Annotated in this window: 15 protein-coding genes; 8 read left to right on the top strand and 7 right to left on the bottom strand. The window is 33.6% G+C overall.

From position 1 onward, the window contains the following. Positions 1 to 33 precede the first annotated feature (33 nt). From BLR17_RS03265 to BLR17_RS03240, 6 genes are all read right to left on the bottom strand, one after another. Complete coding sequence (locus BLR17_RS03265) at positions 34 to 1,680, bottom strand: RagB/SusD family nutrient uptake outer membrane protein (protein ID WP_066328471.1); 1,647 nt, start codon at positions 1,678 to 1,680, stop codon at positions 34 to 36. A 19-nt stretch (positions 1,681 to 1,699) separates the two neighbouring features. Then, positions 1,700 to 4,999 (bottom strand): TonB-dependent receptor, encoded by a 3,300-nt coding sequence (locus BLR17_RS03260; RefSeq protein ID WP_245683111.1) that lies wholly within the window; start codon positions 4,997 to 4,999, stop codon positions 1,700 to 1,702. Positions 5,000 to 5,182: 183 nt separating this feature from the next. Beyond that, positions 5,183 to 6,352 carry a FecR family protein gene (locus BLR17_RS03255; protein ID WP_066327693.1) on the bottom strand — a complete coding sequence of 390 codons (1,170 nt, stop codon included), beginning with the start codon at positions 6,350 to 6,352 and terminating at the stop codon, positions 5,183 to 5,185. A gap of 60 nt (positions 6,353 to 6,412) precedes the next feature. Beyond that, positions 6,413 to 7,027, bottom strand: coding sequence for an RNA polymerase sigma factor (locus BLR17_RS03250; RefSeq protein ID WP_169817158.1), 615 nt, complete (start codon positions 7,025 to 7,027; stop codon positions 6,413 to 6,415). 213 nt (positions 7,028 to 7,240) lie between these two features. Continuing rightward, entirely contained in the window at positions 7,241 to 7,672 is a 432-nt protein-coding gene (locus BLR17_RS03245) for a response regulator (RefSeq protein WP_066327698.1), read from the bottom strand. Positions 7,673 to 7,677: 5 nt separating this feature from the next. Continuing rightward, positions 7,678 to 8,952 (bottom strand): PAS domain-containing sensor histidine kinase, encoded by a 1,275-nt coding sequence (locus tag BLR17_RS03240; protein WP_169817159.1) that lies wholly within the window; start codon positions 8,950 to 8,952, stop codon positions 7,678 to 7,680. A 448-nt stretch (positions 8,953 to 9,400) separates the two neighbouring features. Between BLR17_RS03240 and BLR17_RS03235 the strand changes: the two genes are divergently transcribed. The 5 genes from BLR17_RS03235 (at position 9,401) to BLR17_RS03215 (ending at position 13,204) form a co-directional block, all read left to right on the top strand. After that, entirely contained in the window at positions 9,401 to 10,579 is a 1,179-nt protein-coding gene (locus BLR17_RS03235) for a PepSY-like domain-containing protein (RefSeq protein ID WP_083189355.1), read from the top strand. Positions 10,580 to 10,726: 147 nt separating this feature from the next. Then, positions 10,727 to 11,311 carry an RNA polymerase sigma factor gene (locus tag BLR17_RS03230; protein WP_066327704.1) on the top strand — a complete coding sequence of 195 codons (585 nt, stop codon included), beginning with the start codon at positions 10,727 to 10,729 and terminating at the stop codon, positions 11,309 to 11,311. Between the two features lie 10 nt (positions 11,312 to 11,321). Beyond that, on the top strand, positions 11,322 to 11,762 hold the full coding sequence (locus BLR17_RS03225) for a hypothetical protein (RefSeq protein WP_066327706.1): 441 nt from the start codon (positions 11,322 to 11,324) through the stop codon (positions 11,760 to 11,762). 73 nt (positions 11,763 to 11,835) lie between these two features. After that, on the top strand, positions 11,836 to 12,255 hold the full coding sequence (locus tag BLR17_RS03220; protein WP_066327710.1) for a hypothetical protein: 420 nt from the start codon (positions 11,836 to 11,838) through the stop codon (positions 12,253 to 12,255). Between the two features lie 76 nt (positions 12,256 to 12,331). After that, entirely contained in the window at positions 12,332 to 13,204 is an 873-nt protein-coding gene (locus BLR17_RS03215; protein ID WP_066327712.1) for a hypothetical protein, read from the top strand. A gap of 92 nt (positions 13,205 to 13,296) precedes the next feature. Here BLR17_RS03215 and BLR17_RS03210 read toward each other — a convergent pair whose 3' ends face one another. Further along, the gene (locus BLR17_RS03210) at positions 13,297 to 15,279 is read right to left on the bottom strand and encodes a glycoside hydrolase family 97 protein (protein WP_083189358.1); all 1,983 of its coding nucleotides are present in this window, start codon (positions 15,277 to 15,279) and stop codon (positions 13,297 to 13,299) included. Between the two features lie 237 nt (positions 15,280 to 15,516). Here BLR17_RS03210 and BLR17_RS03205 point away from each other — a divergent pair, with 237 nt between their 5' ends. From BLR17_RS03205 to BLR17_RS03195, 3 genes are all read left to right on the top strand, one after another. Beyond that, complete coding sequence (locus tag BLR17_RS03205) at positions 15,517 to 17,199, top strand: DUF6377 domain-containing protein (protein WP_066327716.1); 1,683 nt, start codon at positions 15,517 to 15,519, stop codon at positions 17,197 to 17,199. 294 nt (positions 17,200 to 17,493) lie between these two features. Further along, positions 17,494 to 20,442: a SusC/RagA family TonB-linked outer membrane protein gene (locus tag BLR17_RS03200; RefSeq protein ID WP_245683110.1), complete on the top strand. Its 2,949-nt coding sequence runs from the start codon at positions 17,494 to 17,496 to the stop codon at positions 20,440 to 20,442. Positions 20,443 to 20,454: 12 nt separating this feature from the next. Continuing rightward, complete coding sequence (locus BLR17_RS03195; protein WP_066327723.1) at positions 20,455 to 21,936, top strand: RagB/SusD family nutrient uptake outer membrane protein; 1,482 nt, start codon at positions 20,455 to 20,457, stop codon at positions 21,934 to 21,936. Positions 21,937 to 21,946: the final 10 nt, after the last annotated feature.

Below are 21,946 nucleotides of genomic sequence, written 5' to 3'. Positions count from 1 at the left end.
AATTATGGCGGACAAAAGCCCGCCATTTGATATTTAATTTATATAACCTGGATTTTGTTTAAGATTTCCATTTGTTAACATTGCTGCCTGTGGTATTGGATATAATTTTCTATAATCGGCACTTGCATTATGCGAAAACCATGACTTAGTAGTAAATACACCAAAACGTATCATATCCTGTCTTCGTCTTCCTTCCTGATTAAATTCCCACGCCAATTCATCCAGAAAACGTCCGTATTGGATATTGGCCCCACCTTCGTGTGTAGTTTGATAAGTATCTCTACGCCCATAATCATAGGCGCTTCCTGCTAATAATTGCGCTCCGGTAACAACAGCTTTCGCCGGATTGGCAAGAAACGCTCTTTGTCTTATTTGTGTTACTATTTGGGCTGCCTCATCTGCTTTATTAGTTCTCAACAAGCATTCCGCTTTCATCATAAGAATATCTGCATAACGAAATAAAGGAAAATCATTACTCAAAATATTATTGGATCCTTTAGCTATTTCAAATTTACCAAAACGATAACCGTGAATTTCCTCAGAAGCATCGATGCTAGGCACTACATTAATAAAACTCAACGGCTGACCAGCATAAGCCCCCATTGTACATTTTAAAGGAGCTCCGGTTGAACTATACTGAGGCCCGTAAATAAAGTTGGCTTTTAAACGGCTATCATCAGGATCAAAACTCTCAATAAACTGAGGAGTTGCACACATCCCTCCCCAAGGAGTCGATTTAAGATTATAAGTAGCCTGATTAGCAGGCTGCAAAGTTTGCATATGAATATCAAACTGATTAAACTCTGTTGTGTATTTCCCATCAATAGCAAGCCCAAAAATAATTTCAGAAGAATTTTGATTCTCAGTAATAAACACATTTTTCTGGTTTGCTTCTAAAGAATATTTTCCTGAATCTATAACCGCCTGACAGGCAGCCATACATTCTGTCCAGCGAGCTGTTCCTGTATATACCTGAGCATTTAGATACACTTTAGCCAAAAGTGTATAAGCTGCCCATTTATTGAATCTCCCATAATACTCCTGTTTTGTAGAAACACTTAAATCGTCCAGATCATTAATGTTATTTAAAATTTCACTAACAACAAAATTATAAATCTCCTGTCTTGAAGCTTGTGGAGGCAAATAGCCTTCAGGCACATTAAAATCGGTACTTAAAGCAACATTGCCATACAAATCCAATAAGATATAATAATAAGATGCTCTTAATACTTTTAATTCAGCAAGCATTTTTGTTTTTGCTGCTGAATTCAAAGGAATAAAATCAGTTTCTACCTGATAAATAAGCCTATTGCATTTTGTTATACCAGAATACGTTCTGTTCCAACCCTGCAATACATTATCATCTTCTTTGTACCAGTCGTGCTGATGTATTCTTTTAAAAATACCTCCGTCAACCCAACCATTAGGCCTTGCAGGTATGATGATTTCATCAGCAGTTACTTCCTGAGTTCTCCATATCCCGTTCCACAACAATAAAGTCTCTCTCCATCCGGTATAACCAGATCCAACTAATGCTGCAACATCATCATTTGTAGGATGAAAATCTTCAGCAACTATAGTGCTAAAATTCTCATTTTCTAATGTGGTACAGGAACTTAAAATTAATATAAAAACCAAAGTTATACCTCTGGCAATATTGCGATATATATTTATTTTCATTTTATCTTTTTTAAATGGTTTAAAACGACACATCAATTCCAAAATTAAAAGTACGGGCAGTTGGATACTTATCCCTGCCGTCATTACCCGGAGTAAGACCTCCTCTATCTACTTCCGGATCAATCCCTTTATAACCTGTAATAAGAAAAGCATTTAAAACAGAAGCATAAATTCTTGCTGAACTTATGGCTTTCCCTAATTTTTTAAAATTGTATCCTAAGGTGATATTATCCACCTTCCAGAAATCACCCTTTTCTATATAATAACTATTAAATTCTAAAGCCGTCTCTGTCAACTGGGTTTTGCCAAAAACTTTATCTTCAGAAGACTTCAATCTGTTATAATACTGAATTGTTGGGTTTTCAAAATACATACGGTCATAATTTAGTATCTGATAATCAAAAGCTCCTCTCATAGTAATACTTAAATCCCAGTTTTTGTATCTGAAATTATTATTCCATCCGGCATAGAATTTTGGCAAACCGTTACCTAACAATTGTTTGTTCTCAGTACTACGGGCAAAATCAGCTGATGATTGTCTTTCTCCACCAGGAGTTTCATAAATCCATTTTCCCTGATCATCAATGTCAACAACTTTAAAGCCATAGAAGTTACCTATAGATTGTCCCACCTGTACTTTGTGAGTAAAAGTCTGAATTGGTTCTCCTGTGGAACCTGTATAGAAATAATCAGAACTTAAAGTATAGACATCATTAGTTAAACTTTTCAATTTACTAGTATTGGTAGAAAAATTCACACTCGATGTCCAGTCAAAATCCTTTGTTCTTACTGCATTTAAATTAACTAAAACCTCAAGTCCCTGATTTGAAAGTTCCCCCACATTAGCACGGGTTTTATCATATAAATTTGGAGGCGTTGGAACTGAATAATCATACAAAAGGTCTTTAATATTACGTTTATAATAATCAACAGAACCGGTTACAAAACTTTTAAAAAGTTCAAAATCCAAACCTAAATTGGTTTCGTGTTTTTCTTCCCATTTTAAATGTGAATTCGGATTTTGTATAGGAATCAAAGTTTTTATCCACGTACCATTGTAATAGAAACTTGATCCATATCCTAACAACGCAACAGCTCCAAATTGATTAGGATTAGGTGTACCCGTAACACCATAACCTGCTCTTAACTTAAGTTCGTCAACAAACTTTACATTTTTCATAAAATCCTCCTGAGAAATTCTCCATCCGGCAGAAACAGCAGGAAATGTTCCCCACGGCTTATCAGTTTTATAAAGCTGGCTTGCCGCTTCGTGTCGAACACTTAATTGCAATAAGTACCGATTATTAAAAGCATAGTTAAGCCTTCCAAAGAAACTTATAAGATTTGTTTTTGCAGTACTACCTCCAATATTAGCAAAAGCAGTTCCGTTTTTAATTCCCAATCCTAAACCAATATTGTTATAGCCAAAAATGTCGGTTTGAAAATCATTATTAGTCATCCAATAATCTCTAAAAAAATTATCCTGGTAACTATAACCTCCTAATACGGTAAAATCATGATTATCAATTTTCTTAGCATATTGAGCCGTCAATTCCACCAATCTGTCCTGAGTTTCTCTGGTTCCATTAGAAGCAAATCCATTTACACCTCCTCTGGTGTTTGAAATATGATTCTTAGACTCAGCATATCCTCTTGTCTCATTGTATCTTGAATAAGAAATTAAAGATGAAAGCTTCAATCCTTCAATCGGTAAGAAATCAATTCTACTATTAAGCCTGCTAAAATTATTTCTGTTTTGACCACTGGATTCATAAATTCTACCTAGTGGATTGTCATAATTAAAATTCCCAATATCACTGGCTGAATCCCATGATCCGTCTTCATATCTGGTAGGTGAAGTAGGATTTCTTATCAAAGCTTGTCTGTAAGTGTAGCCGTTAAAACTGTAACCATCTCCGGTTGTTGTATAATTTCCACTTCTGTTTTGATACCCTAAATTAAAACGAAGTTTATCATCAAACATCGAATGATTAATATCTACACGTCCTGTATAAAGATTGTTATCTGATTTTAGGAAAATCCCCTCTAGTTTTCTAACATTGAAAGTAGCTAAGTAATTTGTTTTAGAATCCCCTCCTCTAAAAGTAAGATTATGTGTGTGGCTAATTGGAGTTTGTGTTATAGCATTAAGCCAATTCGTATCATCTCCAAAATCATTATTTGCATTTCTCTTTCCGGCGGCAATTTGATTTCTATAATCCTGAGCGCTAAGCATGTCCAAACTTCTGCTTATTTGCTGCGTACTTAAAATAGCAGAGTAGCTGATTGAACTTTTATAAGAACCAGATGCTCTTTTAGTAGTTATCAATATAACACCATTTGTTCCTCTTGTCCCATACATTGCTGCAGCCGAACCATCTTTAAGAACACTAATTGATTCTATGTCCTGAGGTGGTACTGTCCCAAAATCTCCAGGCACACCATCAATCAAAACTAAAGGATTGGCATTCCCTCCAATAAGTGTACTACTTCCTCTTAACAAAACCTGAGTCCCGGCTGTTGGGTCTCCACTTGGTAATGAAATACTTAATCCTGCAACTTTTCCCTGAATAAGCTGTCCGGCATCGCTAACACTACCTGTGTTAAAATCTTTGGATGACACTTTGGCTACCGCACTGGTTAGTTGCTCTTTTTTCTGGGTTCCATAGCCCACAACCACTACTTCTTTTAGATCAGAGATATCTTCTTTCAAACTTACATTAATTGTTTTTTGGTTTGAAACTGCTATTTCTTTTGTAGTGTATCCAATATAAGAGAATAACAAAATATCCATTTCAGAAGCGGCGATAGTATAATTTCCGTCAAAATCTGTAGTAGCACTTTTATTGGTTTTCTTTACAAGTACAGTAGCTCCAGGTAAAGGAGCGCCCTGTTCATCAGTAATTTTACCTTTAACAATATTTTGTTGTAGTGCTAAAAAAGTGAATCCTTTCAACTTTTCAGTTTTAGGAATGAACGAAATTGTCTTTCCTTCAATAATCCAGGTAATTGGGGTTTCTGCAACAGCTTGTTCCAACACCTTCTCAATAGGTGCACCTACAACATTAATAGAAATCGGCTTAACATCTTTTAAGATAGCCATGTCATAGAAAAAAACATAATCGGTCTGATTTTTTATGACCGATATTACTTTTTTAAACGGAACATTCTTTCCTGAAAAAGTAATGGTTTGTGAGGACACTGCTGCTGAAACTTGAAAAGTTAGGGCAACAACTAAAATGGAGGTTAACTTCATAACTTTCCAGGCGTTAATAATTGGCCAATGGTTTTTTGGCTTGGTTTTTGGCAATAATTTCATACTTTTGGTAATGGTTTTTGGTTAATAATAAATTCTCCTTGCTTGGTTTATCTATCTGTTTTCCATCAACTGTTCCTTTTTAATTTTAGGAACAAGCCAGCAAATGCTACCAACATCTGCTGGCTTTTTTATGGATAACAAATACATATTTTATAAAAATGGGTTTCCCCGTTTTAATCTAAATTATGGCATCACTCTTAAAACATTTCCATCAATTTTAAAATGAACCTTATTCTTTTCCAGAATTTTTAATACTTGTGATAATTGTAAATTCCTTTGTATTTCTCCTTCAAAAGTTCTTGCAGGTATTCCTTTTTCAAATACTACATCTACATCATACCAGCGACTTAGTTGTCTCAAAACCGTTTGAAGATTAGCATTTTCAAAATAGAACACACCGTTTTTCCAACCCATCACTTCTTCTAAATTCACATTATCGTTTACAGTAATAGCACCCGATTTTTGTTTTTGCGCTTGCTGTCCGGGTTTCAACAGTACTTTTTTGGCTTTCTCAGTAATTAACACACTTCCTTCCAAAAGGGTGGTGTTTACACTGGCCTCGTCATCATAAGCATTTATATTAAAATGAGTTCCCAATACATTTACCTGCATACCATTGACAGCAACCCTAAAGGGTCTCTTTTTATCTTTGGCTACTTCAAAATAAGCTTCACCGGTTAGGATTACTTTCCTCTCATTAGGAGCAAAAGAAGTTGGAAAAATAATTGACGAAGATGCGTTCAGCCATACTTTTGTTCCGTCTGATAATTCCAAATTATATTGTCTTGCTCTGGGAGTAGTCATAGTATTGTATGCTACTCGAGCATTCCTGCCTGCTTTATATACCAATCCGCCATTCTTTTTTGAAACAGTCGTATTGTTTTGATTAGCAAGCAATCCATTCCCTACGCTATCCAAAACAATTTTGGAACCATTAGAAAGCGTCAATATCGCTCCCGATTTCCCGGGATCTTTATCATCAGTTGTTTTTAATGCAACAGTAACTGGGGATTGATCCTTTTTTTGAAAAAGAACAAGAGTTCCAATACCAATAGCTACTAAAATACTCGCAGCCACAGCTATTTTTCTCCAATTGAATAAACTTATAACAGACGGCTCTTTTGCTTTTGAAGAATTCATTTTACCCTTAAGTTCGTCCATGAATCTTTTAGTCAATTCAGGACTAACAACAGGAATTTCTACAGCGTCATAATTTTCTCGAAGAATCGCATTCACTTCCTCTGAATATTGGGGATTATCCAACATCGAGAGTAGCATTGTTTTACCTTCAGGAGTGATTTCTCCTGAAATAAATTGCTCCATAAGTTCTTTAAATACTTCTTTTTGATACATAAATACAAGTTTTAGAACAGCATTAAAAAGCCGTTCAATTATAAAGACGAGATTTGTTTACTAAAGTGGCAATGAAAAATGAAAAAAATTATTAAAAAAAAATAACCCTAATAAAATTAGGGCTAAAAGACTGATGATATAATGATTGTGTAAGTAACTCCTAAGAAAATTTAAAGCCTGTAGTAAATGCCAGCGAACAGTTCTTGTTGCTATACCTAATTTTTTACTGATGTAGTCGGCATCCCTTCCTTCCATGCGGCTTAACAGGAAAACAGAGCGTCTGGGTTCGGGCAAAAGTGCAGCTCCTTCGTTTAAAATTTTGACTAATTCCTCAAACTCATATTGTTCATCCGGTTTAAAAAATAACTCTTGTAGTTTTTGATCTTTCAACGAATCTGTTTCTATCAATTTTTTTCTAATATGACTAATAATTAAATTGCGACTCACTATAAAAAGGTAGTTTTCAAAACTATTTACTTCAGCTAATTTGTTTCGTTTCTCCCAAATCTGAATAAAAACATCCTGTGTTAATTCCTCAGCAACCGGATATGATTTCACAAAACTCAAAGCATGCTGTAGCACCTTTTGCCAGTATCTTTCAACCAGTCGGGTATAGGACAGTTCATCGCCAGATGCAATACACAATAAAAGCGCAGATTCATTTGAAGGGTTCATTTTTATATGATTGGCAATTAATTTTGGTGTAAATAAGATTGAAGCAAACATAATTAAAATACCTTAGCTTACACAAAAATAAATTATCAGGATAAAAATTTTACAGTTTGCACATCGGTAGATTTTGGCGAAATTTATTTGAAAAGTTTAAAATAACTCTTCTCAAATATCAAAAACAGCAACTAAAAATAAATTGCAAATTTTATTTAAAGTCTAAAGATAATCCGGAAAATGCGTTTTGATAATATCTTCAAAAGCTTCCCTAGAAAGCGGCTTATTTTTAAAATCGGAAACTTCAGAAATGCCTTCGGCTCTGGTTTTATCATCCGGATTTAATGAAGTAGTAAGCATAACAATAATGATTTTTCCTTTTTGATGTTCCTCCAATGCATGGTAAGCTTCAAGAAATTCCCAACCGTCCATTACCGGCATATTGATATCAAGTAAAGTCAACATTGGTTGTGGATACACATCCCCTGCCGATTCATACTTCCCTTTATTAGTAATAAAATCAAGAGCTTCCTTTCCATTTAAGACGGTTTGAATACGTTCTGCAATACCTGATTTTTTTATAATCATCTCATTAATAAAATTAGTCCCTTTATCATCATCAACTAATAATACGCAATTGAGTTTCTTTTTCATAATATTTAAAATTTTGGAATTGTAAATTTAAATGTACTTCCTTCGCCCAACTTTGAATCAACCCAAATAGTCCCACAATGCAAATCCATTATTTTTTTACAATGCGCTAAACCAATACCTGTCCCATCATATTCATCCCGATCATGCAATCTTTTAAAGATAACAAACAACTTATGCATGTCTTTTTGATCAATACCTATAGAATTATCCTGAATCGAAAAAAGCCAATCTTTTTCTCGCTCACTTGCAAAAATTTGGATTTCGGACAACACCTCTTTTTTTCTGAATTTTATAGCATTACTTATAAGATTCTGAAAAAGCTGTCTTAATTCAGTAGAATAAGCTTTTAACTTAGGCAATTCGTCAACGGTTATTTTGGCCTTACTTTCCGCAATAGTCAGAGTAATATCTGAAAGCACCTCATTCACAATTTGATTGCAGTCTACCTCAACCAATTGTTTTTTTCGACCTATTCTGGAATAATCTAACAGCCCTTTAACTAATGCCTGCATGCGTTTGGATGATTGGGAAATGAAATCAATATAGAGGTTACCGTTTCCATTTAATGTTCCGCCAAATTCTTTTTCAAGCAACTCAGTAAAACTTACCAACGAACGCAAAGGTTCCTGTAAATCATGGGAAGTGATATAGGTAAATTGTTCCAGTTCTTTATTTTGCTCTTTTAGTTTTTTATTTTGTTCGGCAAGCAAGGCTTCTCTTTTTAACAAAGTTTCTGTTCGTTCTTTTACCTTTTGTTCCAATTCAAAATTCAATTTTTGAATTTCTCTGGAACGCTTGATAATTTCAACCTCCATCTCATCTACTTTTTTTTGCAAGTCCAAATTAATATTTTCATTTTTGAATTTTTCATTCTTTAAGGTCATAAATTCCGTTACATCTTCCACACGATGCACAATACAATCCATTTCATTGTTAGCATTTAATATCGGAATGTTTATCGGACTCCAATACCGCTCTTCAAAAATTCCGTCAGGTCCTTGTACATCATAGCGCTGTACCGCCATAACATGTCGTTTTTTTTCTTTTAATACAGCATGAAGTGATCGGGATAAATTAGAGACTCCGTCTGCCAACTTATCATCAGGATTATCAGGAAAAACCTCGAATAAATTACGACCAATCATTTCCTCCCTTTTTTTCATTGTTGCTTTTTCGTAGGAATCATTAAGGTCTAAAATGGTAAAATCGGTCGATAAAATCAAAAATAAGCTGGGAGCTGATAAAAATACTTTTTGGAAATCAACTGTATGCGTTTTCATAACCTGTTTATTATTAGTGCTTTTTGCCCTACAATACTTAAAATCGTTATTACAAACAATTTCTGCCATGTAGTGCAATCTCTTGACATTGAAATACAAATACAAAAAAACGGTGGCTTCTGTTAAGCTTAGGAGCATTTGATAATGCTTCATGCTAATATAAGACTTTTTTTATAAATTAATTACTAATTTTTAAAAACAACAGATTATTTAATTTAGCTGCACATTAAAAAAACCAAAAGCGAGAAAGAAACCTCGGCCTTTTTTATTCTGAACTTTCCTGCATGCAAGACCTTAGCATTCAACAACTTTAATTTTTTTTTTATTTTTTTTTCAATTCGCTAAAACTTTTTAAAAAAAACAGGGTCTATAGGTTTATAGAAGTAATTCCAGATAAATGCATTTATGAAATAACTCTACCTACTATTAACAATTAAATTTCAAAAAAATGAAAAAAATCTCTCTATTTGCAATCGCTTTATCTTGCGCATTGTACAGTTGTTCAAATGAAGATATGGGTTCTACCGATAACAGCACTACTGCTGCTATGACCTATGAAACGACCAGTGCTGCTACTTTGCCTACATCTATCAGCAGCTACGTAGCTAAGAACTATGCAGGAGCTACCATTTCAGAAGTAAATTTAAATTCAGACGGAACGTATACTGTATATGTAAACACAGGAACAACATCTAAAAGTGTTACTAATGTGAATGCTATTTTTAAATTGAATTTTACTGCCAAAGGTCTTTTATCCAGCTCTAGTTCTATTACTCCTGTAGCCATTAGCGATTTACAAGCTGCTATTGTAACTTACATCAACACTAACTATGCTGGTGCAACCATCAATTCGGCTCATACAGAATCTGACGGAAGTTTTGATGTTTTAATCACAACTGCTGACAAGGTAAAAATCAAATTGAATTTCAGCAGTACAGGCGAATTTGTTTCGGCTCTTGAACTGAAAGCCAATGGTAATCACAGACACCAACATTCAGAAAGACATACGCGTATAGCCGTTGCCGATTTAGCCAGCAGCATTACTACTTACATTACTGATAATTATCCTGGATCAAAAACAGTTGCTGCTTTTAAAGAAACTGATGGTAGTATTGATGTATTTGTAGTTACTGCTGATGATGCTAAACTCAATTTGAATTTCACATCCGATGGAACATTTGTATCTGTAAGCACTATTGATCCATTCCATCTAAGAGAGCACACCATTGTAACTGCGGCAAATTTACCTACTGAAATCAAAACCTATATCAGTACTAATTATGCCGGCGCTACCATAAACATTGGTCATATTGAACCTGATGGAACTTATGAAGTTTACATTACAACTTCTGCAGCTGTAAAACTTAAATTAACTTTCACGGCTACTTATGAATTTGTTTCTGAAGAAACAAACTCTGATTTTGGAGACCACGCTTCGATTCCATTAACGGATTTAATTACTGCAATTAAAACGTATATTGAAACCAATTATCCTGGCGCAGTAATTAATGGAGCTCATAAAGAAAGAGACGGCCATATTGAAGTGTACATCACTACAACTGATGCCGCTCATTTAGAACTTGAGTTTTCATCTACAGGAACATTCCTAAGTGTAGAAACCAAGTAATTTCACTCTATATATAAAAACCCATACAAGAGTTTGTTTTTTTTCTTGTATGGGTTCCAATTACGTAAGCTCTAAGATTATAAAATCTTTTGTATTACTAATTTAAGCTTTAAATTGTAATTTTGAATAAATAAATTAATGTAACTATTGGTAAACGAATCCGACTTTATTGAGCAATTGATTAGCGAGACTGATAGAGACAAGGCTTTTAACAAGCTCATTGATTTGTATCAGGTTAGACTTTATTGGCATATCAGAAAATTAGTTATTACACATGAAAACGCCGATGATGTTTTACAAAATACATTTATAAGAGTTTACAAAGGAATAAGCAAATTCTCCCGACAAAGCTCTCTTTATACCTGGATGTATAAAATTGCCTATAACGAATCCATTCGTTTTTTAGAACTAAACAAAAACAAACATTCCATATCAATAGAGGATGTGAGCACCAAATATTTGAATAGTTTATTAGAGGATACTTTTTTTGAAGCTGATGTTCTGCAGTTAAAATTACAAACTGTAGTTTCGGAGCTAAACTATAAACAAAGGCAAATTTTCAACATGAAGTATTACGATGATTTGAAATTTCATGAAATTGCCAGTATTTTAGAAATGAAAGAAGGAACGATAAAAACATTGTATTACAATGCCGTAAAATTTATCGAAAGTAATATTGAAACTCTAACTTTAAAAAAGAAAACTTTAATTCAAAATATCGAAAACAGCTAAGACATATATTATGAATGCAAAAGATAAAATGAATCAGATAAAAGAAGATGAATTAAATAAAATTCATTCAGATACTTTAGGTCTTACAATTCCTGAAAATTATTTTTCAAACTCGAAAAACGAAATTTTAAATAAGGTATTAGCTGAAAAAGAAACTAAAGTCATTCCTTTTTACAAAAAAAGAACAAGCTGGTTAGCTGCTGCCTCTGTAACATTGCTTTTGGGATTAAGTATTTTTAGAACCTACAATTCTCAAAACCAGGAAAACATTACAAATCAACTTACAGACAGCATTGTTCAAATTGACAATACTACCACAACAAATAATGCTAACAATACAACACAAGGCCACAATTTAGTTCCCGAAAACGACATTATCGTTTCGTCGTTATTTGTGGAAGAAAAAGAAATCGACGAGTACATTACCAATCGCCTTTTAGAAGACATGTAACATTTAAACTTTCAGACTAATTTGGGGTCTAATTGAAAAACACTTAACTTAGTATTACCAAAAAATAATTAAAATGAAATCTATAATCACAATAACAGTATTTCTCTTTTTTATGGGATTGCATTCAGGAAGGGCACAAAAGAGCACTGTGGTTGATAATTTCACAACGGAACAACAAAAACTAGTTCAGCAACAACGTGATTTAATAAAAGCCAATCGAGAAGCTTTCAAAGCCTCTCTTACCGCTGAACAACTGGCCATTTTAAAAGACGCCAGCCTAAGTAAAGAACAAAAACAAGCCGCATTAGTCTTAACCTTTACTACCGCACAAAAAAACTTACTCAACGAGAGCAAAGAAAATATTAAAGATTTAAGGAGAGATTTTAAAAACAGCCTGACTACTGAACAAAGACAACAAATTCAAGAACATAACAGTAACAGGATTCGCGAAACAATTAAAGATTCCAGATTGCGTGATGTGAAACATCGATAAATTATACTATTTTTATATTATTCAAAGTAAGTGATTGAAATTTTTAATCACTTACTTTTTTTAATTATATATCTAAATGAAAAAACTCTTTTTACTTGCTATACTTTTTACATTTGCCGTAAAGACTCATGCCCAGGATACAAGTCCAAAAGAACAGGAAACAGATGAAATTATTGATGGACTTTTAGAAAAAAATCAAAACATTGATGCACTCTTAAAATCAATATCAAAACTTCAGTTTCTCTACCTCTCGATGAATTACAACAACAAAACCTATTTTTCAGGTCGTGATATAGGCGTAAATCAATACAATCTGACTCCAAAAATTAGCTATATGCATTCCTCAGGAATTTATGCCAGCCTATCCGGAATTTATTATAGTGAATTTGACCCTAATTGGGACTTAACAACTGCTTCTATCGGTTTTGGAAAAGATTTCGGCAAACAAAAAAAACTCCGATATAATGGTTCCTATTCCCGATATTTTTACAACAACAGTTTGGATAATGCGTATAACAATGTAATTAATGCAGGCTTAGCATTTAGAAACAAAAAAAGAAATTTCAGCTCGCAACTATCCTTATCCTACTTATTTGGAAACCAGGACGGGCTTCAGATTGCCTCAACGAATTATCTTTTAATTAACCTCATTAAAACTGCAAAAGCTCAACTTTCCCTTAAACCTCAATTAAGCATTGTAGCAGGAAATCAAACTATTGAATTAGCCCGAAACTATTTTTTTAATGGCCATCCGGTAACCGTGTACACCACTAATTCTACCTTTGATTTAATCAATACCCAAATCAACTTTCCATTAGATTTCAATTACAAATCCTTTGACTTTGAATTAGGTTACAATTTCAATTTTCCTAATGCACTAAAAGGAGAAACTGATGTAAAAAACACCAGCTATTTTAATTTTTCTGTAGCTTATTTGATTAATTTATAAAGTAATAAATTCTCATAAAGAAAAAAGCTTATAAGAATGAGTAAAACCTCATTTCCTATAAGCCTAATTTATTTAAGGAAATTTGTTGACAATTAATTCAGCAATACCACAGCTCCATTACAAGGAATTGTCACTTCCATTTCCTGATTCTTTTTCAGTTTTGTTGTTGTTACTTTGCCATTCAATTGTGCATCATCACTGTATTGTTTCAATTCGGTTCCTGCCTTAATCATCGGAAGTTTTATTTTAGTTTTCAGTGTTTCTTTCTGAGCATTTATTCCGGCCACATACCATTTATCCCCATGACGACGGGCTAATACGGCATATTTGCCAGGATAACCATCAATAAATTTAACTTCGTCCCAAGTGGTAGGCACTGTTTTCATAAAATCGATTGCCCATTTTGGAGCATCGGTTAAATTATTTGGTGCTAATGCAAAATGCTGTACGCTACTTTGAAACAAAACTGCCGTTGCCAAAGCATAAACGTCAGAAGTCATACGTTTTGAACCTTTGTTTGGCGTATTGTTTTCATTATAAAATTTATTCAAAGCACTTCCGCCAAAATCCATACTTCCTACCGTATTACGTATAAAAGTATGCAAGCAAGCGTTGAATGCTTCTGCATCGCAATATTTTTGACCAAAATAAAGATTCTCACTTGCTAACACTGCTTCGCTGGAAACATAGTTAGGAAACATTCTTTCCCAACCACGAGGCAAAGTGGTACCATGAAAAATAACTGCAATTCCGTAATCATTGGCATCAAATAAAATATCTTCATACAGCTTCATCGTTTCCTGCTTGTCTCCACCAAAGAAATCGACTTTAATTCCGGTCACACCTATGCTTTTCATCCAAGCCATTTCTTTACGACGAAGAATAGCATTATTCATGATTCCTCTAGGCGTTTGTGGCGCATCATTCCAATGTCCGTTAGAATTATACCACAAGTAGAAACTAACTCCTTTTGTTGCGGCATACTTAGCTAATTCTTCAATTTTATCACGCCCTACCTGAGTGTCCCAAAGCGCATCCACTAAAAGCGTTTGATAACCCAAATCAGCACTAAAATCAATATATCTTTTTTGCTCATCGTAGTTCATACTTTTTTCCATACCAATGATCCAACTCCAGGTTCCCTTAGTATATTGGTATTTTTGAGAAGCTTTATAAAGCGGTTTTACCAAATCAAATGGTACTGTAGTTTCTACAATAGGCGCTAAAGTTTCGCCTACAGTAATGGTACGCCAAGGCGTTTCACCAGGAAGTGCAATTGCTGGAGCCGATGTTCCGTTTCCATTATTTTCGCCTTCCATTGGAAAACCAATGGTATACAAACCTTTTTCATGACCCATTAATCTGCTGGCACAATACTGACTATCCACTCCGGTTTCTGAAATCAAAACCCAGGCATTTTTATTAACTTTGAAAAGACAGGGAAAAGTATAACCTTCTCCTGTACCGTTTTTACCAACAGCTTCATCTACAGTATATGGGATTTCGTAACTAGGCATGGTTCTTTTCCAGCCTGCCATCGCTTTGCTTTGAGCCGAAAGAAAACTTGTCGTTCCCTCAGGAAATAAAAATCCCGAAGCTTCCTCTTTTACAACAGTGGTAAGTGCTTCTTTTTGTGGATACACTTTATATTTAAATGCCACATCATTATTACTTACCCTGAACACAATATCAATTGCTGCTTTATTGTCTTTGGTAAAAGAATAAACCGCTTCATTAGCTACATAATGCACCTTACTTTGTTTGATATTTGGCAACTCATAAATTTCATCAATTTTATTTTGGATCACTTTATCGCTTAAAGCTAATCCCGAGCTAAAATCACCAACATTTGTTTTCAATCCCAAAGGAGATGGTTCTAAAAACAATTTCCCATTGTAAGAAACACTGTAAGTTGGCGTTCCATTATTTACAACTAAGTTTACAGTAAGTTTCCCGTCCGGACTGGCTACAGCTTGCTGCGCCTGCAAATTGGTAACAAAAAAACCGAATAAAAAGAGGCTTAAAAAGAATTTGAAATGGGTTAATTTCAAATGGTTAAAAACAGAAATAGTCATTTTAAAATTTATATTTTAGGTTAGTAAAGCCAAAAATATCAAATATTTATTCGTTTCACACGAATAAAGTGTGAATTTAACACTATTTAATCAGGACTTAAATTAAAATCCACAATCACTACTTATACTCAATATTACCTATATTTACATTTAGAGTTGTTATTTCATCAACTTTATATACCCTATCCTTAATTATTCAAAAAACTACTGATTGAACTTAAATAGTTTATATAGGCAATGATAACATTACTTCCTTTTAAAAATCTTACCCTTATAATTGCTGTTTTTTTATTGACTACCAGTTCTGTTGTAGGACAAAAAAACAAATTAGACACATTAATTCAGATTATTGAAAATTCTTCGAAGTACAACAAGAAGAAAACAATTGAAATTGACAGTATTCGAACCCTTTTAAGAAAAAATCCTAAAAATGACTTTTTAGCCCAATACCATTTGAGCGAACAAATGTTTTATCAATTCAAATTTTTCAAACGGGATTCTGCTTTTTATTACGGAATTAAGGCTAAAAATTTAGCTTATGAATTAAAAGACAAATCCTTGATTGCTAATGCCAATATGAATCTGGCCGATATCTGTGTTTCATCCGGAATGTATAAAGAAGCTTTAGATTTTTTAGAACCTTCAAAGATTGACGAAAACAATAAAGACTACAATGCTTTTTATTATGGCATATTAGGACGTTGTTATGGAGATATGGCTGAATACTCTAATACGCCTCATTTTTACAAACAATATTTGGAATTGGCTCATAAATACAGAGCAAAAGCCCTTTCTTTGACCGAAAAAGGACAATTTTTTAATGAATTTTTAGCAGCGTTTAATAAATCTAAGGACGGACAATTACAGCAAGCACTTACTGATTTCAACATTCTTCTGAAAAAAAATAATCCCCCTCATGATCAGGCTTTAGTACATTATATGCTAGGAGAATTATACCAGCAATTAGGCAGAAACGATGAAGCTATTACTCATTTTACAGATGCTGTTATTAATGATGTTAAAACCTCCACTAAAGAATCTCTGGCCATCATAAAACTTTCTGAACTTTTATTTAAAAAAGGGGATGTTGGAAATGCTTCACTACTGATTCAAAAAGCAAATGACGATGCCTTTTTTTATGGTGCTCAACAGCGTAAATTACAAGTGGGAGCCATTTTACCACTTATTGCAGATGAAATTCTTCATAATGTTGAAAAAGAAAAACAGCGTATTTATTGGCAATACATTATTGTAAGCTTCTTTTTAATCCTGGCTATTTGTTTCGTTATCACTATTTATTTTCAATATAGAAAATTAAATAAAGCAAAGAAAACAATTGCAGATGCTCATCAAAACTTAAAAACCATTAACAAACAATTGAAAAAAGTTAATGAAAAAATAAAATCTAAAAGCATTGAAATTAAAGAAGCCAATTCACAACTATTTGAGGCAAATAAAATTAAAGAAGAATACTTAGGATTATTTTTTACCCAAAATGAACAGGTTTTTGAAAAATTCACTTCTTTAAATACTAAAATCAAAAAACATCTTGAAGAAAAAAATTATGAAAAAGCAGAACAAACTATTTCGGGTTATAATCTAAAACGAGAAAAAGAAAAACTGTTGGAGAATTTTGATACCGCCTTTATCAATCTTTTTCCAAATTTCATTAATGAATTTAACACTTTAATGAAAGACGAACATAAAATCAAACTAAACAAGGAACAAATCCTTACAAAGGAATTACGGATTTACGCATTAATTCGATTGGGAATTACACATAACGAAATTATAGCCCAAATTTTAGGCTATTCTGTCAACTCTATTTATGCCTATAAAACTAAAATCCGTAATAATTCAATCGTAAATAAAGACGATTTTGATCAAAAACTACTTAAAAACACTACTTTAAAACTATAAAAAACAGTCTTTTTTCTATACGGTTTTTGAACATAAAAAAAACACAAACCCATACAGTATAGCGGTTTACATATTTAATTAACTTAAAATTAACTCCTTTTTTCTATACGATTTTTTTATGAAGTAATGTCGGTAGCTTATTTATGCAAATTTGCTTTGATGATATTCAATTCGAATACTATCAAAAACTAAATAAACTAACCAACTAAATTATTCATTATGAAAATTGTTTCATTTAATAGGGTAAAAAAATCCTTATTACTGCTAACATTTCTTGTCACACCATTTCTAATAATGGCACAAACAGGAAAAATTAAATTATCAGGAAAAGTTTTGGATGAAACCAACAAACCTTTGCCGGGAGCGACTGTTTTAATCAAAAACACCAATTCAAGTACAATTACAGATTTCGATGGCACTTTCAATTTAATGGTGTCTGACAAAAAAAACGTATTGGTTATTTCCTACATGGGTTATAAACCAAAAGAAGTAGAAACATCCGGAAAAGAGTTTTTGGAAATTAAACTGCAACAAGAGTCAAACACACTTAGTGATGTTGTGGTTATCGGTTATGGACAAGTGAAATCAAAAGATTTAACAGGTTCAATATCTACAATAAAACTGACTGATTTAAGTAAACAACCTGTTGCTAATGTCGGAGATGCCATTCAGGGTCGTGCCGCCGGAGTTCAGGTTATTACATCCGGAAAACCTGGAGATAACCCAACATTTAGAATTAGAGGAACAGGAACCATCGGTAATAACGATCCATTGATTGTTGTTGATGGTATGCCTTTGACAGGAGGTCTCAATCAAATAAACATGAATGATGTTGAAAGCATGCAAATTCTTAAGGATGCTTCATCAACCGCTATTTATGGAGCGAGAGGAGCTAATGGAGTTGTAATTATTTCCACTAAAAGAGGGAGTGTTGGGAAATCATCTTTGACTTTTGATTTTTCTACAGGAGTTTCAGAAGCAACTGATATGTTAGAAGTTTTAAATGCTTCTCAATTTGCGAGCCTTCATAACGACATTTTGAATAATGCAGGTTTAACTCCTAATCCGGATTTTCAAAATCCCGCAAGCTTAGGTAAAGGAACCGATTGGGTGAATGCCTATTTCAATACCGGACATCAAAATAATTATACGCTGGCTTATACTACCGGTAATGAAAAATCTAAAGTATACACCTCTGTAAACGTTTTTGACCAGAAAGGGATCATTCTGAATACGGATTATAAAAGATATGTTCTACAATTCAATAGTGATACTAAAATATCTGATAATTTAAAATTTGGAAACAGCTTAAAATTAAATCATGATGTAAAGACACAGGGAGATGTAAATATTGGAAATGCATTGCTGTCACTACCTACACAGCCAATATACAGAGACAATGGTAATTTTTCAGGACCGATTGGTCAACCACTTTACTCGGGGAATCAAGATAATCCAATTGGAAAAGCAACCATCGTTGATAATACCACCAAAGGATATAATATTCAGGGAAATATATTTAGCGAACTTACTTTTTTAAAAAATTTCAAGTTCAAAACGATCTTAGGAGCAGAAGCTAATTTTTGGAAAACCAGAACCTGGGTTCCTTCTTATGCATGGGATACTAATATAGGACCAAATGCTTTTTTGAGTGAAAGTTCCAATCAGGCTATTACTTTGCTTTGGGACAACACCTTGACTTTTCAGAAGAAATTTGACAACGGTATTAATTTAACTGCCGTAGTGGGAACAAGTGCCCAGGAAAATAAATTTGAATACATCAGCGGTTCTATTCAAAAATTTGCCAGTGAAAATACTCAAACGTTAAATAATGGGATTAATCAGGCTACATTGCACGGAAGTGGTTCAGAATGGGCAATTTTCTCCACATTTGCCAGAGGTAATTTCGATTATAAGAACAAATATTATTTAACCGCCACAGTAAGAAGAGATGGTTCTTCCCGATTTGGACAAGGAAATAAATATGGAACTTTCCCTTCTGGATCGTTAGCATGGAGAGTTTCAAATGAAGATTTTTTTAAATCAAAAGTAGTCAATTATTTAAAACTAAGATTCGGATATGGTATTACCGGAAATCAGGAAATTGGGAATTATTCATTTTCATCAAACTACAATACCTATCTGTATAATTTCAATGGCGCATTTGTCAGTGCTGCCATTCCAACAGTTTTACCTAACTCTAACGTAAAATGGGAAGCACAGGAACAATACAATATCGGTTTAGATGCTACTCTTTTTGATGATCGAATCAATGTTACATTAGATGCTTACGTAAAAAACACCAATGACATGTTAGTTCCTCAATCGGTGCCGGTTACTTCAGGGTATTCAGATATATATGTTCCTTATATCAATGCGGGTAAAATCCAAAACAAAGGGATTGAATTGGTAATCAATACTAAAAACATCAAGAAAGATAAATTTTCGTGGACAACTGACTTTGTTTTTTCGATGAATAGAAATAAAGTAATTGACTTAAATGGTGATGCACCATTGATTACTGGTGGATTAGGATTGAATTATAATGTATCTAGAATTCAGGAAGGTTACCCAATAAATGTTTTTTATGGTTTTGTTCAAGACGGGATTTTTCAAACACAAACTGAAGTTAACAATCATGCTGTTCAAGTACAGGGAACTTCATCTAGCAACAGTACTTCACCCGGAGACATTAGATTTAAAGATTTGAATAATGATGGATTAATTACAGATGCTGACAGAACTTTTATAGGCAATCCAAATCCGAATTTTACAGCTTCTTTAAATAATACGATAACCTATGGAAATCTTAGTTTAAGCGTGTATTTACAAGGCGTTAACGGTAATGATATTTTTAACGCTAATAGACTTTATACGGAATCAATGTCAATCACCACAAATCAATCGGCTGCCGTTTTAAATAGGTGGACTGCTCCGGGAACAAGCAACACTATTCCCAGAGCTGTATACGGAGATCCAAATAATAATAACAGAGGCTCTTCCCGCTATATAGAAGATGGATCCTATATGAGAATTAAAAACGTGACATTGTCTTATAATATTCCTGTTAATCTTTTAAGTAAAAAGATTTTCGACTATGCAAAAATTTATGTGTCAGGACAGAACTTGTTCACATTCACAAAATATACTGGTTTTGATCCAGAGGTTTCATCTAATGGAATTGATAATAATATATATCCAGTAACGAGAACACTTTCTCTTGGTTTAAATGTTGGATTTTAAAAAAATAAAAAAATGAAATTTATAAAGAAAATAGTTTTTGTAACAGCAATTATTGCTTGTACACAATGTTCCAGTGATTTCTTAGACAAAGCCCCTTTGGATACTATTAATACCTCTAATTATCCAAAAAATGCGGCTGAATTGATTACAATAGTAAATGGAGCATATCAACCTTTGCAATGGCCAAAGTTATATAATTTGAGAATGTGGACTTCAGATATTATGGCAGGTAATAGTATTGTAGGTGCTGGCGGCGGATCTGATGGTATTGAAACTCAGGATATGTCTAATTTTACAACAGCTACCGATAATCAAGGTGTTTTGGATATCTGGAGAGGCCCTTGGCCAGGAATATTGATGGCTAATACTGTTTTGAAAGTAGCTCCAAATTTAAACATTGACGAAAATATCAAAAAACGTTCTATGGGCGAAGCTTATTTCCTGAGAGCACATTATTATTTCATCTTGGTGCGTTTCTTTGGAGATGTCCCTTTAATTACAGAACCAGGAAGTTCTGATACCGATTTATATCCTGCCAGAGTCTCTAAAGATTTAGTTTATCAGCAAATTATTTCCGATTTAGAAAAGGCTGCCGAATTGTTGCCAAATAAAAGTGAGTACTCAGGAAGTGATATTGGCAGAGCCAATAAAGGAGCTGCTTTGGGAGAATTGGCAGAAGTTTATCTTACTCTGGGAAATAATTGGCAAAAAGTGGTTGATTTGACTACTCAGGTTGAAGGTTTAGGCTTTGCATTGAATACCAACTATGGTGATAATTTTAATACTGCTGCTGAAAATTCTGTTGAGTCTCTTTTTGAAGTGCAATATGCAAGCGATGGCGGTTATAGTTTTTGGAGCAATGAAAATCAGGCTTCATGGACCAGTCCTTTTATGGGACCAAGAGGTGCCAATTTTGTTGGAGGGGGATTTGGATGGAACCAACCAACAACGGAATTCATCAATGATTATGAAGCTAATGACAAAAGAAAAAATATAACCGTTTTGTATGAAGGAGCTCCTCAATTTGACGGAAAATCATACCAGGCTTCCTATTCAAGTACGGGTTATAATGTGAGAAAGTTTTTAGTACCATTGAGTATTTCTTCTTCCTATGACAACAGCCCAATGAACTTTCCTGTATTGCGATTTTCAAGTATTCTTTTGATGAAAGCAGAAGCACTCAACGAATTGGGACAAACCTCGCAAGCTGAAATTCCATTAAATAAAGTTAGAAATCGGGCCGGACTTCCAAACATTGCTACAGGTTTGAGTAAAGATCAGTTCAGAGAAAAAGTATTGCATGAAAGAAGAATAGAATTGGCTTTTGAAGGTCAAAGATGGTTTGACCTGATACGTGTAAACAATGGTCAATATGCTCTCGATTTTCTTCATTCTATTGGAAAAACAAATGCTACGCAAAAGCATTTATTATTTCCAATACCTCAGATAGAAAGAGACAGAAATTCAAAATTAACCCAGAATCCTGGTTATTAACATTAGATAT

This window comes from Flavobacterium glycines (assembly GCF_900100165.1).
GTDB lineage: Bacteria > Bacteroidota > Bacteroidia > Flavobacteriales > Flavobacteriaceae > Flavobacterium > Flavobacterium glycines.
Note: the sequence above shows the minus strand (reverse complement) of the source record. Positions and strands in the feature narration are given on the sequence as shown.

Coding starts and splice junctions, on each gene's coding strand:
- BLR17_RS03265 (WP_066328471.1), bottom strand. CDS start 1,680: ATGAAAATAAATATATATCGCAATATTGCCAGAGGTATAACTTTGGTT.
- BLR17_RS03260 (WP_245683111.1), bottom strand. CDS start 4,999: ATGAAATTATTGCCAAAAACCAAGCCAAAAAACCATTGGCCAATTATT.
- BLR17_RS03255 (WP_066327693.1), bottom strand. CDS start 6,352: ATGTATCAAAAAGAAGTATTTAAAGAACTTATGGAGCAATTTATTTCA.
- BLR17_RS03250 (WP_169817158.1), bottom strand. CDS start 7,027: ATGAACCCTTCAAATGAATCTGCGCTTTTATTGTGTATTGCATCTGGC.
- BLR17_RS03245 (WP_066327698.1), bottom strand. CDS start 7,672: ATGAAAAAGAAACTCAATTGCGTATTATTAGTTGATGATGATAAAGGG.
- BLR17_RS03240 (WP_169817159.1), bottom strand. CDS start 8,952: ATGAAAACGCATACAGTTGATTTCCAAAAAGTATTTTTATCAGCTCCC.
- BLR17_RS03235 (WP_083189355.1), top strand. CDS start 9,401: ATGAAAAAAATCTCTCTATTTGCAATCGCTTTATCTTGCGCATTGTAC.
- BLR17_RS03225 (WP_066327706.1), top strand. CDS start 11,322: ATGAATGCAAAAGATAAAATGAATCAGATAAAAGAAGATGAATTAAAT.
- BLR17_RS03220 (WP_066327710.1), top strand. CDS start 11,836: ATGAAATCTATAATCACAATAACAGTATTTCTCTTTTTTATGGGATTG.
- BLR17_RS03215 (WP_066327712.1), top strand. CDS start 12,332: ATGAAAAAACTCTTTTTACTTGCTATACTTTTTACATTTGCCGTAAAG.
- BLR17_RS03210 (WP_083189358.1), bottom strand. CDS start 15,279: ATGACTATTTCTGTTTTTAACCATTTGAAATTAACCCATTTCAAATTC.
- BLR17_RS03205 (WP_066327716.1), top strand. CDS start 15,517: ATGATAACATTACTTCCTTTTAAAAATCTTACCCTTATAATTGCTGTT.
- BLR17_RS03200 (WP_245683110.1), top strand. CDS start 17,494: ATGGCACAAACAGGAAAAATTAAATTATCAGGAAAAGTTTTGGATGAA.
- BLR17_RS03195 (WP_066327723.1), top strand. CDS start 20,455: ATGAAATTTATAAAGAAAATAGTTTTTGTAACAGCAATTATTGCTTGT.